This is a genomic window from Mesorhizobium sp. LSHC420B00, assembly GCF_000503055.1.
Taxonomy (GTDB): Bacteria; Pseudomonadota; Alphaproteobacteria; order Rhizobiales; family Rhizobiaceae; genus Mesorhizobium.
The window spans coordinates 15,559-29,879 of record NZ_AYVY01000017.1; the positions used below are offsets into that span (position 1 = coordinate 15,559).

At 57.8% G+C, this 14,321-nt stretch carries 12 protein-coding genes and 1 pseudogene; 5 read left to right on the forward strand and 8 right to left on the reverse strand.

The window, feature by feature from the left end:
• Positions 1–366 precede the first annotated feature (366 nt).
• From X760_RS76500 to X760_RS0138625, 5 genes and pseudogenes are all read right to left on the reverse strand, one after another.
• On the reverse strand, positions 367–609 hold the full coding sequence (locus tag X760_RS76500) for a hypothetical protein (RefSeq protein WP_156948134.1): 243 nt from the start codon (positions 607–609) through the stop codon (positions 367–369).
• A 327-nt stretch (positions 610–936) separates the two neighbouring features.
• The gene (locus X760_RS61005; protein WP_023720471.1) at positions 937–2,256 is read right to left on the reverse strand and encodes a site-specific integrase; all 1,320 of its coding nucleotides are present in this window, start codon (positions 2,254–2,256) and stop codon (positions 937–939) included.
• 240 nt (positions 2,257–2,496) lie between these two features.
• Entirely contained in the window at positions 2,497–5,481 is a 2,985-nt protein-coding gene (locus X760_RS61015) for a DEAD/DEAH box helicase family protein (protein WP_084642824.1), read from the reverse strand.
• Positions 5,478–6,212 (reverse strand): annotated as a pseudogene (locus tag X760_RS0138620) (site-specific DNA-methyltransferase); the annotation flags it as partial. The gene X760_RS61015 and the pseudogene X760_RS0138620, both read right to left, overlap by 4 nt.
• 26 nt (positions 6,213–6,238) lie before the next feature.
• Positions 6,239–7,282: a site-specific DNA-methyltransferase gene (locus tag X760_RS0138625; RefSeq protein ID WP_031194440.1), complete on the reverse strand. Its 1,044-nt coding sequence runs from the start codon at positions 7,280–7,282 to the stop codon at positions 6,239–6,241.
• Between the two features lie 3,176 nt (positions 7,283–10,458).
• On the opposite strand from X760_RS0138625, the gene X760_RS61025 reads away from it, so the two are divergent.
• Positions 10,459–10,692: a hypothetical protein gene (locus X760_RS61025; RefSeq protein ID WP_023720474.1), complete on the forward strand. Its 234-nt coding sequence runs from the start codon at positions 10,459–10,461 to the stop codon at positions 10,690–10,692.
• 10 nt (positions 10,693–10,702) lie between these two features.
• Here the strand turns inward: X760_RS61025 and X760_RS61030 are convergent, their stop codons facing one another.
• Positions 10,703–11,011 (reverse strand): hypothetical protein, encoded by a 309-nt coding sequence (locus tag X760_RS61030; protein WP_036245199.1) that lies wholly within the window; start codon positions 11,009–11,011, stop codon positions 10,703–10,705.
• Positions 11,012–11,085: 74 nt separating this feature from the next.
• Positions 11,086–11,604 carry a hydrolase gene (locus X760_RS61035; protein ID WP_023720475.1) on the reverse strand — a complete coding sequence of 173 codons (519 nt, stop codon included), beginning with the start codon at positions 11,602–11,604 and terminating at the stop codon, positions 11,086–11,088.
• A 255-nt stretch (positions 11,605–11,859) separates the two neighbouring features.
• Between X760_RS61035 and X760_RS61040 the strand changes: the two genes are divergently transcribed.
• Both X760_RS61040 and X760_RS61045 read left to right on the forward strand, forming a co-directional pair.
• Entirely contained in the window at positions 11,860–12,189 is a 330-nt protein-coding gene (locus X760_RS61040) for a hypothetical protein (RefSeq protein WP_023720476.1), read from the forward strand.
• Between the two features lie 94 nt (positions 12,190–12,283).
• Positions 12,284–12,832: a DNA-3-methyladenine glycosylase gene (locus tag X760_RS61045; protein WP_023720477.1), complete on the forward strand. Its 549-nt coding sequence runs from the start codon at positions 12,284–12,286 to the stop codon at positions 12,830–12,832.
• A gap of 33 nt (positions 12,833–12,865) precedes the next feature.
• Here the strand turns inward: X760_RS61045 and X760_RS79150 are convergent, their stop codons facing one another.
• Entirely contained in the window at positions 12,866–13,324 is a 459-nt protein-coding gene (locus tag X760_RS79150) for a DUF3606 domain-containing protein (RefSeq protein WP_348633239.1), read from the reverse strand.
• Between X760_RS79150 and X760_RS61050 the strand changes: the two genes are divergently transcribed.
• On the forward strand, positions 13,302–13,820 hold the full coding sequence (locus X760_RS61050) for an EF-hand domain-containing protein (protein WP_031194443.1): 519 nt from the start codon (positions 13,302–13,304) through the stop codon (positions 13,818–13,820). The two genes, X760_RS79150 and X760_RS61050, sit on opposite strands and share 23 nt — an antisense overlap.
• 149 nt (positions 13,821–13,969) lie before the next feature.
• The gene (locus X760_RS61055; RefSeq protein WP_023720480.1) at positions 13,970–14,299 is read left to right on the forward strand and encodes a hypothetical protein; all 330 of its coding nucleotides are present in this window, start codon (positions 13,970–13,972) and stop codon (positions 14,297–14,299) included.
• The last annotated feature ends 22 nt before the right edge of the window (positions 14,300–14,321 follow it).

Consider the following 14,321-nt stretch of genomic DNA (forward strand, 5'->3'; position numbering starts at 1 on the left):
CAGAACCAGCGTTGTCGCTTGAAGGTTATCCAATGATCTGGACGGACGATCTCAACCGCGCCGCCTGATCGAACACGGCAGATGGGCCGGTAGGCCCTGTCGAATATCACCGACGCGCCGCCAGCCTCCGTCCATGCTCCATAAGGGAATATTTTCCAGCGCGCGCCGCGCCATAGTATCCGAACGGCTCGGATCGTGTTTTCGTCGGGGAGAAACTCCCCTCGATCAATTTCCGGTGTCATGTTTGCCTTCGTCAATCTTGACGAGGCGGCGATCTGTTGCTAAACCCACAACGTCGATTGTTGCTTAGCTTCGCCGTCTCGAAGTTATTCGAAAGCCCGAGTTGCCGCTCGGGCTTTTCGTTTTTCAGATGTCATCGCCGGGTTCAGGAGGCCCGTCCTCTGCTGGCGTCGGCTGGCATGTCAAAGCCTTGGCGACTTTAACAACGTCCACAGCAACCGGCTTCATGTGAGGAGAAGGGAACGGGATCACGTTATCGCCAACGATCCGGTGCCCGGTCCTCGCGCAGAAAACTATTTCTTCGGCCATGGCGATCACGCGGCGGCGCTGGTCGACGCCATCGGTTCCGAAGTGATGCTGTTCGCCCACCGGTCCAATTCAGAAACGTCATAGACGACACGGCGTGGGCCAGCCTTTCGGAAGGCTGGCCCACCGCCGAGCACGGCGAGCTTTGCNAGCCTTTCGGAAGGCTGGCCCACCGCCGATCACGGCGAGCTTTGCCAGCGTGCCGTTGGATCGGCTGATGCCGTGCCGTTCCCTGAGATAGAGCGAAGCCTCAGCGCGCGTTAGGCGGGGAGGAATATTCGCGAAGGTCAACATTGGTCATGCCTTTCTTTCGATTACCTGACATGACTTTTCGTGACCAATGGTTGCTTCCACCAATCGGAAAACTGCAATAACATCAATGATCGCGAACTAGGCCGATGATTTTTCTCGCATTGATGGATGATCAATTACAATCGCAGTGCGCGCGTCGCCCATCATCCGCGATACTTCATCGGCGACTTTGTCGGCGGCGGCTGTCAGCACGGCATCAACGCGTGCCACGTAGCCGGCTGTGACGCCACCGGCAGAATGACCGAGCAGCGTGGCCACGGTCGGGAGCGTCATGCCCAAGCCGTCCGCTGTCGTCGCAAAGCCATGCCGCAAACCGTGAAGCGTCAGATCGGCCAGCGCATCGCGGTCGGCTTCGCCCAGGTCGGCAGAGCGCACGATCCGCAAATAGGCCTTCGGCAAACCACCAAACGGTGCATCGGCCTTGCGTTCGGCCGGAAGCACAAAGTCGCCCTTCTCTTTGCGTTCGCGGATCGAGCGGAGTAGATCGATAGCGGCCCGGCTCAACGGGCGAACGCTCTCCCCGGTTTTGCTGTCCGTTAGGTGCAGGCAGCGGCCACTCAGATCGACTTCGGCCCAGCACAGGCCTATGACTTCGCCACGCCTCATGCCGGTCAGGGCCGCAAGCCGAACCGCACTGACAGCCTGCCAGGGTTCAGCGTTCGCCTCAGCTACCGCTAGTGCTCTCCCAAGCGCAGCATATTTCGCAGGGAAATCGGAGAGCTTGCGCTTGCCGTCTGCCGGCAGACGAAGCCCGTGCGCCGGGTTCCGCTCAATCAGGCCAAGCGAGACCGCATGAGCGAGGATGCCGGATAGCAAACCGGTAGTCCGCTTCGCCGTGCCCTGCCCTCCGGTGACGATGGCGCGCCCGCGTTTCTTACTGGTCTTCACGTTCGCCGCTGTCTTGCCCGCCTTCACCGATACGAAGAACGCGCGAATGTCCGAGGGCTTCAAATCACGTACGACACGATGCGCTAGCAGAGAAAGAATGTGCCGCTCGATCCGGCCTGCATCGGTCGCTAGCGTTGATGCCCGCTTGGCGGAATGGCGGCGTGTGACGATGTTCCCGGCCTCTGCCTGGGTAAGATAGTCCGCGCACAGGTCTTTCACTGTCCATGCCGTTCGGTCGATGCCCCGTTGGTCGGCGGGATCAGCCCCGCGCGCAGCCGCCGCGAGCATCTGTCGTGCTTCATCGCGCGCTTCGTCTGGCGTCAGCACCCCATAGCGCCCTACCGTCACGCGGCGCGACCGGCCATGTCTGTTGCGGTATTGGACGAGGAAGGACTTCGCACCGGATGGCTTCACCCTCAGCCCGAAGCCGGGCAAGCCATCGTCCCACACAAACACATCGCCGGCAGAAGGCGACACGGCGTCGATGATGCGCTTGGTGAGCTTAGGCATGGAACCAAATTCCCAGGTAAGCAATAGGTCAGCATGGGTAAGCAATCTTGGGTCATGTCAGGTAATGACCGCTGCTTACCAACTACGGGAATTTTGCCGTCTTTACAAGGCCTTGGTTATGTCAATCCACTTGGGGTAAGCTTGGGTAAGAACTCGTCTCCTGCCCTCCGAAGGCAGAGGTCACAGGTTCGAATCCTGTCGGGTGCGCCAACAAAATCGATAGCTTAGTTACACCAACATTCAGTGCGACGCTGCCCCGAATGTATTCGGCAACAGCGTTTTGACAGACCCTTTCTCCCCATGACGTAGCTGCTCTCGCCATTTTGCAAAGAAGGAAACCAAGGGGGTTGAAAAAAATGCCGCGATAAGGGCAACAGAAACCCGCCGGAACAATGACTGTACCGATAGCGCTAGCGCAGTGGGATTTAGTGTGAGATCGAACTGAATCCTTAGTTCAGTATCTGCGACTACAGTATGGGTGGACAGCAAGCCAGACAGGGTCGAGTTGACCTCTACAGCATCATCCGGCACCAAGACATATCGCCAAGGCTTTGAGCCATAAGCTTTTGAGTGATGCTCGGTGGCGATCATGCACCACAGCGTCGCTGCGCGTGCCTTACGCCGAACGTCGGCGTCGTCCATATCCGACCGACGTTTCGTCTCAATGATTAGCTTTTCAGTCTTGGTCTCGACGACGAAATCCGGCTGATAGGCGTGTCCCTCGGAATCGAAAATCTTGAACTGATTGGGTCCCGGCTTCATCCAGAGTTCGACGGAAGGATCCGATTCCAAAAGGACAGCCAACTTGCGCTCGGTGTCGGAATCAAATTTCGCTTGCCAATAGCAGCCGCGCTTAAAGCCGGTGAAAATAAAACGCTTGATCTCACTGAGCCGTTCTGGAGGTGTTCGGAAGTCGCGAATTGCGTCCTTGCCCGATCCGTCGAACGCCTGCGGCTTCAACTCGCCAAAGGCCGCATTCAAGGAGACACGATGCGTGGTTTGCGTCCGCCACATATGCTTGCGCATCTGGACCAGAATAGCCGTGGCCATTTCCTTGCCACGTCCTTGCATGACGTTCCGCACTTCCTCGTCATCCTTCAGGTAGGAGCGGAGCCGGGCCACCACTTGGCCAGCCAGATCGTAGAGAAGCTCAGCATGGGCGTCATAGTCGATCTCGTCGAAGTCAATCAACTTGGAGACCAGATAGTCTTCGAGCCGGGTGGGCCGATGGCCCCCATCGTCCCCGCTGATGACTGTGCGTTTCTCCGTCCTTAGAACCTGTACAAGAAGTTCACGGGAAAGGGGCTGATAGTTCCAACTACCTACATCCAATGTGAACGACCGAAACCCAAATGAAACCTGCTCCTGCGGCGTTAGCGTCAGGCTCGGAATTGCGATGGTACGGGCCACATACGCAGCGCAGAATTCTGTAACGATAGCCTCGGCACGTTCGGGCGTCACGTTTGAGAACAGGCCTTCCTTAGAGCGCTGGATGGCCATCGCGTCGGCAACGATGCGCTTGACGATCTTTTTGTCCTGCAACTGTTGAATGGTCGTGAGCTGCGATTTGATCGACGGAAGAACGTCCGTCAGCACAGTCTGTGCCAACGCCAGTTCCTCGGGTTTGTCGAACGTGAAAGCTGGTGCTGGCGGCTCTGACATGCCCTTCGGCACCGCTTCGGGTGCAAACTCCTGTTCCGGAGTGTCGGGCGTATGGGAGACTTGTTGAAGCATCTGCTGGATGATCGAGGGAGCCTCGACCATAACCGGCTTCCCTGCCGATACATCCCCGCCCTCTCCGATTCTTACCTGCTTGAGTTTGTGGATCACGCCGTCAGCTGTCTTGGCGCGTTCGATCAAATCGTTGAAGCGGTCATGAGCAATCACTGTCAGCGTATCGACCGCCTCGACACCAGTCCGTTTGCCGTAGGGAAGGCGAAGGCCTCGCCCTAGTGTCTGCTCGGTCAATATGTCTGAGGCCGAGGCGCGTAGGGGAACGATGGTGAATAGATTGGAGACGTCCCAACCTTCCTTCAGCTTGTTGACGTGAATCACGACGTCGGTATCGCCGCTTCGCTCGATGTTCAGCAAGCGCTGGGCATTTTCATCGCTTTCCTCGCCGGTTAGCTTGGAATGAATTTCAGCAACGCGGCCTTTATAACGGCCATCGAAGAAGGTTCCAGACTCAACGAATTCGCGTACCTTGCGGGCATGTTCTGTGTCTTGCGTCACCACCAGCATGAAGGGATGTACTGTACGTACCTCGTTCTGCTTAGCGTAAGTCTGGAGCGCGACCTTGACGTGCTCATGGTAGTGAATGCCGTCTTCAAGCTTGATCCGTTCGAGCATGTCCTCACTGACCGACCTCGGATCGAAATTGGCGCGGGTGCCCACCGCTGGCTCTTTGACATAGCCGTCTTCCATGGCACTGGGCAGGTCATAACGATAGACAACATTTTTGAAATCAGCCGATTTTGCCCCCACGCTTTTAGGCGTGGCCGTTACCTCCAGACCGAGAATTGGCTTCAATTCGGCGATAGCAGCAGCGCCCGCCGATCCACGATACCTGTGGGCCTCGTCCATAAGAAGCACGAGATCGTCCAGGCCAGCGAGATACGCAAAGTAACTATCGCCGATATATTCCGATAAGCGCTTCATGCGAGGTGAACGGCCACCTCTCGCCTCCGAGTTGATTTTTGAGATGTTGAAAATGTTAATGATGGCACCTTCCTGCCCCAACATGTCCGTGCCACGCACGCCCCGTCCTTCCTCGTAATTCTCGGCATTGACGATGAGCGGTGGCTGATGAGCGAACGCTTCGACCCCCTTGAAAACATACTTCGGACTAGAGGGTTGGAAGTCGGCCAGAAGCTTCTCATAAATCGTCAGATTCGGCGCCAATACGAAGAAGTTGCGGGATTTGCCGATCATGTATAGGTAGCTAACGAACGCTCCCATCAACCGCGTCTTCCCTACACCAGTTGCTAAAGCGAAGCAGACGCTGGGGAAATCACGCTCGAAGTCGTCGAAATCGGCATCCTCCAGATCGCCATAAGTTGCCCGGATTGCCTCACGCGCAGATTCTATGTCCGTCTCCTTCGTCGGCGCGACAAGGTCCACGATATCAGCCAAGCGTCGTAAGGATTCTGTCTGCGGCCTCCGAAGCGACAGACGCTGGTTAATCTGAGTAAAAGCTCGCTTCGGATCGACAACTAAGGCGCTCAAGCCTCCTCCTCATCGCGGTCAAAGAGGGTCGGTTGGTTAGACACCGAACCGGACCTCCGGCGCGGTGCTTCGTCGACCTCGAGGTCTTCCTCGATCGACGGCAAGCTCTCGATCTTCAGCGAGTAGTCGTCCTTGCCCCACTCGCAGCTGTCGAGGATGGCTCCCGGAATCTTCCGGATGGTTAAGTTATCGAAGCTGTCAGTACTGGCACCTTGAAACGCCTTGCAGCAGATCAAAAGGGTGCGCTCCAGCCCGACATCTTCCGAGATCGCGCGAAGCTGGTCATGGGTCAAACTGTTGGTCGTAACATAGATAAAGTCCGTCTCCGACGAATGGCCGTGCTTCCAGTAATGTTCGGCTGAAGGCGCATAAGTGAAGCCGAAATGCTTGCACATCGCCTCGGCCAGCATCTCAGGATTATAGGATTTTGAAATCACCCATTGGCCGAACTGGTCTTTTTCGAGAAGCGAGGGCGCCAGCGCAAAATACCGGTAGCCACCACCACCCGTCCATCCAGTGATGTCGCTAATGCCGCCGGAATCTTTGCCATCGATCACACTCTTCAGTCGAGGCACGATGTGCGTTTCACAGTGGTCTCCGGCCTCGATCATAATCCACCGCCTCTTCATTTTGTGGGCAACCGCGCCGGTTGTCCCCGATCCGGCAAATGAATCTAGGACGATGTCGTTTGGAGAGTCCGTTATCATCTGGATCACTCGACGTAGCAGAAACTCCGGCTTCTTCCCTGAAGGAAAACTTACGCTCCTTCGCTTTGAACGTTGTTAGTAGGGATGTCGGTCCAAATGTTTGAGACGGGTCGGGCAACGGCCAACTCCCCGTCAACAACTCGTAGTCCCTTCCCCAGAAAATAAACTTGCCTGCCCCTATAGAGGTATAGCGGTTCGCCGGTTTCGCGATCCAATTTGATAACGTGTTCGGACTCGCGTGAGCGGGTGATGGGTTTGTGAAGCCATCGAGCAGGCTTCTGAAACGTTTTAGTCTCGAACACACGAAATGCGTTCTTTATTGCAAACTCGTTTGCGAGCCCTGAAACCCGCTCCGTCGCCTCTTCGGCACCAAGTTTCTTCCTTGCTAAAGACCACTGCTCGTTTGGAGTAGCGCCTTCGAACCCCAACTGTTGAAGGATATATGAGTTGATACTCTTAAATCGCCATTTCGAGCAGTCTTCCTCAAAATTCTCTATAAACCTTGAAAAATGAGCCAGATCAACTTCGGCCTCACCTAAATATGGCGGGTGATATTTAAACAAGTCTTTGTTCTTTGCATATAAAAATAAGAAATTCGAAACCTGGGTAGGACCCGAATTAACTGTCTTAAAGCTCGAAATTGTCGATGATTCGACGGTGATCGTCGTGATATAGTTTTTTCTTCCAAAAACCTCATCCATAAGAACCTTGCAGTACGCTGCCTCTGTGTCATCGAGCTGTACGATGATCGCGCCGTCCTCCGCCATCAGTTCTCGAATTATCGACAGCCGCGAGTGCATCATATGGAGCCATATCGAATGCTCCAGATTATCGTCGTAGTACTCGAACGCGGACCCTGTATTGAATGGGGGGTCGAGATAGACGCATTTAACTAGCCCTGAGTGGGTGTCCGTAAGCGCTCGCAGAGCGAGAAGATTGTCACCTTTGATTAGTATATTGTCGAACACGTCCCCCTCACGGCGCTTCCGGGCGTGGTGTGAATAGCTGTCATTTGCGATCAGAATTCTCGGCTCGAGTCGTGGGCGATCATTTTTGCCGATCCACGTCAGTTCGAGCTTGGTTTTTGCAGCCATCAGGCAAGACTCCATCGGATCGTGAAAAGCGTTGTCATCTCGGGCGTCAGGCTTAACTTTTCGGCTATTTCGTCGAGCATGCGTTCGCGCTCTTCGTCAATCTCCTTCAGCCGAGTATATAACTGGTGCTGGAGGTCGTCGGCCCGCCGTTTGAGCGCCGATGCTTCCCGCTGCAACTCGACCTTCTCCTGAAGATTCTGGACCGCGCGGGCGACCTTCTTTTTTTCGTTGGCTTCCTTCGTGAGAACCTTGATCTGCTGATCGTAAGAGACGCGGGCATCGTCGCGCCAGCTATCAAGGCGCTCTTCTTCCTCGTTTAGGAATTCTCCAAGGCGCTGTTGCGCACGCCCGACGACCTCAGTCCTGCTGGCCTCTAGAACCTTGGTCAGGTCGGTTTCCGGCGCTGTCCCGACCGTAGCTCCGATCACGGTCGCGGGCACCGTCAGCATGCGGCCAGCAGTTTCGGCATGCACGGGGGTGCCGTCATCCGTAAACGCTACACAGATCAATTCGTCGAATGCTCGCGCCGGTGTGATCAGCTTCAGGCGAGCAACCCTCAGCCAACCGCTGTTTCCGCGCAGTGGTGCAACATCGCCAAGATTCCCGGCGTAGGCGCTGTAGTCGAACCTCATTTCCGCAGCGTCTAATTCCCGTGCCTTTGCAACTGTGACAATCTGATCTGCCAGGCCGTCATCCGCCAACCTGAAGAATTGCCATCCCCGCACATCAGCTTCGGGCCACTCCGACGAGTACGTTTTACCATCGTAGTCGAAGCGTTCGACATGGTCGGCATGAAACCGAGCGTCCGGCAGTTCCGCCCGTGCGAGGCTGAGCAGAGCGCGTTTGAACTCGTCGAGAGAAGACGCGACCGCGTCCTTGCGCAAGTGCAGGCGAGAGATGACCTTGTCGTCCATCTCGGCAAGTAGTTTGTTGCGAGCCGCCATCTTGGCTTCGTCGATTTCAAACGCGAACTCTCGCTGGAGGGCATCGAACGCGGCGTTGATCTGATCATTGTTGCGGCATGACTGCACGATGTCGAGGATGCGACGCTCAATATCCACACCGGACTCGATCGCGCCAAGCACCTCGTCCGAGGAGCCAAACACGCCATCGAAAAGCTTGAACTTTTGCTCAAGCAACTGAACGATCCGAGCTTCAGCCTGGTTTCTCCGGTTCATGAAGTTGATGACGGTCACGTCGATCTTCTGGCCGTAGCGATGGCAACGTCCGATGCGCTGCTCGACTCGCTGTGGGTTCCAGGGAAGGTCATAGTTAATCAACAGCGAGCAGAACTGAAGGTTAATGCCTTCAGCGCCCGATTCCGTTGCGATGAGGATGGTGCGGTCGTTGCGAAACGCATCCACGATGGCGGCCTTCATATCCGCCGTCTTCGAACCGGAAACGACATCTGTCCCGTGATGCGTCTCCAGCCATGCCTTGTATATGATATTGCTGTCCTTGTCGGAATTTGAGCCGTTCAGAACAACAGTCTGCCCCTTGAAGCCGTGCGCTTCCAGCAGCTCGCGCAGATAGGTCTGCGTGCGAACGGACTCGGTGAAGATCACAGCTTTGCGCTGGCCATGTTTGGCAACAATCTCGTTGAGAACTTCCGGCAGGCTATCGAGTAGCGCCTTACCCTTTGCATTCGTCTGAATCGAACCGGCGAGGTCGCGGTAGCGCTTTAGTTCATTGATCTCGGCCTGAAGGTGTTTGGGGTCGATAGATCGGAAGAGCGTCGTGTAGGGAAAGNCTTGCAGCCCGTCTATATCGTCTAATGCCTCTTCGTTCACAGGCAGCTTGCGCTCCAGACGATTGACCATCTTGTCAAGTGTTGCCGCCACGGCGAAAGATGACGAACCAAGAATTTTGCGCAGCACCAAGGTGACAAGGTGGCGACCGTTCTGACCCACCGCCAACGTGTCGTCGCGCTGCAGATAGCGCGACATATGCTCGTACAGGTCGGTTTCCAGCTTGTCCGGCGTGAAGTCAAATGTCCTTGCCAGCCGATTGGTATAATTGATCAGCCCTGCCTTCTGAACCTGGCGGCGCAAGGTGCGTTTGCAGATCGGCTCCAACCGACGCGCCAGCAGCGCCTGTGAGGTACGATCCTCGCGACCACCAAACTCGGCTCGGAATGCCTGTTCGGAGCCGAAATACGTGTCATCGATGATGGTGACGAGGCCGTACAGTTCCATAAGGTTGTTCTGCAGTGGCGTGGCGGTGAGGAGTAGCTTCTGGCGACCTGCGAGCGCGTCCCGGAGGACAGCAGCCCGCGATGTCTCGGTAGCGCGATAGACGTTTCGCAGCTTGTGCGCCTCGTCGAAGACCACGAGGCTCCATCCGATACCACGAAGCTGATCCGCGATCCTAGCGGCGTACTCATAGGAAAGGATGATAATCCCTTCGCCGCGTCCGAGCGGGTTCGGCTTTCCCGCCTTGGCGAGGTCTTTCGCACGCTTCGCGTCGAGAATGACTGACGGCACCGAGAATTTTTCGCGAAGCTCGGTGGCCCATTGTTTCCGAAGCGAGGCGGGCACGATCAGTAGAAGCTGCCGCTGCCGTTCCCACCAACGCTGGCTGAGCACCAGTGCGGCCTCAATTGTCTTTCCCAAACCGACCTCATCGGCCAGCAGTACGCCTTTTGACAGCGGGGACCGCAGAGCGAACATCGCTGCATCCACCTGATGCGGGTTGAGGTCCACGCGAGCCGATGACAGCGATTGTGTCAGTCCATCCTCTGCAGCCAAGCTTTCGCGAGTCAAAAAGTGCGCGAAATACTTGGCCTGATGCGGTGTAAAGGTCGCTACAGATTGACCCGAATCGCTCAATTCAAAATCCTCAAAAATTTCCCCAATGCGTTTATCACTGTTCCCGATTGGCGCCATTCCAAAGTTCCATGCCGCTCCCGTTCAGGCGCAACGGCGGTGAAGCGCGTCTGCGTGAGATATCCTTGCGATACAGCCACCCTTGGGCACTGAGCTCATTAGTCACCATTCGCTTCACGGCAACTTGCAGCGACTCTCGTCACGGATTGACCGACTTGTTCGATTGGATAGCGGTCGGGAGGTGCCCGAATGTCCTGCTCGTTCCTGACAATACCTTCGATCTCACCGATCGCCTGGAACTCAATCGGTCTCCAATGATTTGTTCGTGAGATAGATTTGAGGAGACGCCCCGTGCCTGCACCGCCCGAAATGGACGTCGTCCTCGAACAGTTGCCGTTGAGGATTGGCGCCTACATACCCGACGACTTGCTGGAGGACTGGTTTGCGCCGGGAACGGGCATGAACCCGGTCAGCAAGGAGGCGCTTGCCGCTGCCAAGAATTACGGCTGGCGCTTCGAATGCGACTTCAAGCACTACCCCGAGCGCAAGGAGGGCGTGTTCTGGAAGTGGGTGCCGGCGATCTGACCGGCGCTTATCAGCCTATCGGCGTCGTCACCTTGCCGGTTCCGCCGCATTCGGGGCAGGTCCGGCCGTCGATCATGCCTGACCCTGCACAGCGGCGGCAAATGTTCTCGCCAGCGCCGGGAACGCCTGCCGGAATCTCGTCCATGTTGGTTTGAGCGGCTTGCCGGGGCTTGCCCTGCAGCTTGTTTCTCAACCGGGCGACCCAGCCTTCGTCGACCTCGAGCGGCCTGCTGCTATCGTCCGGCAGGCCTTCGCCGGATTGGCCGATGGTTTCATTGCGCGGCCGGTCATTCATGCCTGTCGTGATCTTCTGAGCCATTGCCGTTGCCTTTACGCCTTGCAATTTTTCGAACGCCTCAGCTCCGCGGAGGTTCCGGTTGCGGCCAGCCGCCTTCAGCCGGGTTTTGTCCGCGCCGGCCGGCGGCCGCGGCTGGCGAGGATGGCGGGAAGCGTGACCGGACGAAAATCCCAGCTGTCGACACCGACGTCATACTGGCGCGTGACCGGGGTGAGCCGGCCGTGCGAATGGCCATGCAGGTCGATCGACCTCCGGCCGATCTGGTTCCAGGTGCGAAAAGGATAGTGGCAAAGGATCAGCAGACTGCCGTCGAGGCTCAGCTCCTTGTAATGTTGCGTGCTCGCCCAACCCGTCGCGTCAATGGTGGTCGCAGCATCGTTGTTGCCGATGATCAAGTGCTTGCTGCCATGAAGAGACAACAGCAGCGACGACACGAAGGACGCCGAGCCCTTGGCAAAATCGCCGAGGTGCCAGACCTCGTCGTCCGGGCCGACAGTCTCGTTCCAGAACGCAATGAGCGCCCGGTCATGCTCCGCCAGCGAGCCGAACGGGCGGCGGTCGATGCGCAGAATGCGCGGGTCGCTGAAATGCGTGTCGGCGGTGAAGTAGATCATGCGCGCTCGTTGGGGCCTGTTGTCGAACTGCCGCGCATGTAGGCGCGTGGCGCACCAAGTCCATCTTGCTCTCCCCAATGCTTGCTCAACCCGCTCGATCGTCGGTTGTTCCTGTAAACAGGCCTGGGCGGCTTCCGCTCGTTGGAACATTAAGAAGGGGGAACTTTAAGAAGGGGGAACTTTTGAAACGTGGGAACTTTGAAATGAGACGCAGGTTAGAATGCTTGAGGCCGATGCTCTGAAAGGACCTCGACGATGACCGACGCAGCACCTGTTGGGCGAAGCCCGGCTCAAGCGCGGGGCGATATCGACGCCGGGCGCGGAGGGGATAAGACACCGGGGATCGACCCAGCCGCGGCTCCCATGGAGACGGACGCGGAATCGGCCGGCAGCGTTCCGGCAAAGGATCGGTCTGCGCCTCATGAAAAGCCGGAGTTCACCAACCAGGCGAGCTATGCCAATGCGATGCGTCCGCTGAAGGATGAGCCCGACGTCCAACCGAGTAGATATGGGCCAGTCATGGTGATTGCCGCCATCGTCGTGCTGGCCGCGGCGGTTTTCATCGGCGCAGCCCTGCTGCGCTGAATATCGCATATCCGAGAGCAGTGGCTGGACATTTCGTGTCCGGTCCAGGAACTTGCTGCCGCGCCAGGTTGAGGCGCGATCCGTCCGGTGCACTTTGACCACGAACCATCAATTCTTTGCCCGAGACGCCACCATCGTGGCGCGTGACATGATTGGCGCCACGCTGCTTTTGCACGGCGTTGGCGGCATCATCGTCGAGACCGAAGCCTATCGTCCGGATGACCCGGCTTCGCATGCTTTCGGTGGCAGGACGGTGCGCAATGGCGCAATGTTCGGCGCCCCGGGCAGCGCCTATGTCTATCGCTCCTATGGCCTGCATTGGTGCCTCAATGCCGTCTGCCTGCCCGGCAGTGCCGTGCTTATCCGCGCAATCGAACCGCAATCCGGGCTGGAGGTGATGCGGGCCAATCGCGGCCTTGACGATCCCGGGCTGCTTTGTTCGGGACCGGGTCGCCTTTGCCAGGCGCTGGCAATCGACAAATCCCATGACGGGCTGCCGCTGGACGTGCCGCCATTCGAATTCAGGCGGCCGGGCGACGCCAGCGCCATTCTTACAGGCCGCCGGATCGGCATTTCCAAGGCTGTCGATGCGGAGTGGCGGTTCGGCCTTCGTGGCTCGGATTATTTGAGCCGTAAGTTCTGACGCCTGCGGCAGCGGCAGAGCAGCTGCCTGGCATCACTCGTCGGGTTTGCCGAGATGCATAGGCGTTCTCTGTTGGCGGGCTTCGCTGGTCACCTCGTCGGCTCCGGCAGGTGAAATCCCTCGCAACGCCTTCGCGGCTTCGATCAGGCGCCCGCGATCATTGCCGAAGCTCTTGATCAGCTGGCGGACCTGGTCGGCGGTGATGCCGTTCTGTTGGGCAAAATACTCGACTTCACGTTCATCTTCCGCGGAAACGCGATCGCGGTCGCGGAAATCTCGCTTGCTCTTATCGTCAGCCATTTTTTCCTCCTGGTGGAGCTTCGCATCAATGGCAACGTGGGCAAGCCGCTTTCGTTGCCGCGATCGGGCGGACTTTTGTGCGGCCGTGCCGACTGCCCAGGAACCATGAGGCGAGCAGCCGGTTTGGCTTGGATGCAGCAGCCACCAATTCATACCGATGGAGATTACGATGACGCTCGCAAGCAAAACCACAGTAGTTGCCGCGGCGCTGGCTATGTTGGCCGCGCCGGCATTCGGCCAGACGAGCCCACCTGCGCCCGCAACGCCGGCACCGGATCGTGGCGCCGAACAGTCGCCCGGAATGAACGGGCAGAGCAAGGATGCCATGCGCGATATGATGCGCCAGATGATGACCGAGATGCTGGAGGAGAGAATGCAAGAGGATCGCGCGCCCCGGGCGGAACGGCGCGGTCGCGACCGCTGGCATCGCGACTACAGGATGGGCCCGCCTGACCGAGGCTGGGAGACGGGTGGCCGCGGTGGCATGGGACGGGGGATGCATGGCGCGAGGATGCGAATGATGTTCGCCATAGTCGATGCCGACGGCGACGGCGCGCTTTCTCAGAGCGAAGTCCAGGATTTCGTCGGGCGGATATTCAACGCCGTCGATGAGGACGGCGACGACAGCGTCGACATGCAGGAAATCCGATCCTTCTTCCATGGAGGGGGCGCCGAGGATCAGGAGTAAGTCTCCTAGCGGTCGGCAAGGGCTGAGGCGGCGCCCCCAACGTCGACTGGGAAGGGCGAAAACCGTCGCTGGCAGATGCATTGCTTGGCTGGCCTTGCCAAGCCGAATGCCGGGTCGGAACGATTCGAGACAGCAGCAATTCAATGGCTATGACAGAGAAAACCCCGACCATCGCCCGTGTCTGGCGTGGCAGAACCTTGCCTGAGAAGGCAGACGCCTATGAAAGCTACAATTATGAAGCCGGCATCAAGCCGCTGGTCGAGAAGGCGCTGGGCGTGCAGACCTTTCGCGAGGACACGCCGACCCATTCGGAATTCGTGACGATTTCCTATTGGGAAAATGTCGAGGCGATGGCGGCGTTCACCGGCGGCGATCCGACAAAAATCCACCATCTCGAGCGGGACGAAGAGTTCCTGATCGAGTTGCCGTCGCGGGTGCAGGTGTTGCGCATCCGCTCCAGTCACGGCCGCCTGCAATAGCTCTGAGGAGAGCCGCCCGGTT

Bases quoted from the DNA above. Each gene is read 5' to 3' on its own strand.
- X760_RS0138625 (WP_031194440.1), bottom strand. From the start codon at position 7,282: ATGGCTGCAAAAACCAAGCTCGAACTGACGTGGATCGGCAAAAATGAT.
- X760_RS61040 (WP_023720476.1), top strand. From the start codon at position 11,860: ATGACCGACGCAGCACCTGTTGGGCGAAGCCCGGCTCAAGCGCGGGGC.
- X760_RS61035 (WP_023720475.1), bottom strand. From the start codon at position 11,604: ATGATCTACTTCACCGCCGACACGCATTTCAGCGACCCGCGCATTCTG.
- X760_RS61055 (WP_023720480.1), top strand. From the start codon at position 13,970: ATGACAGAGAAAACCCCGACCATCGCCCGTGTCTGGCGTGGCAGAACC.
- X760_RS61005 (WP_023720471.1), bottom strand. From the start codon at position 2,256: ATGCCTAAGCTCACCAAGCGCATCATCGACGCCGTGTCGCCTTCTGCC.
- X760_RS61050 (WP_031194443.1), top strand. From the start codon at position 13,302: ATGACGCTCGCAAGCAAAACCACAGTAGTTGCCGCGGCGCTGGCTATG.
- X760_RS61030 (WP_036245199.1), bottom strand. From the start codon at position 11,011: ATGGCTCAGAAGATCACGACAGGCATGAATGACCGGCCGCGCAATGAA.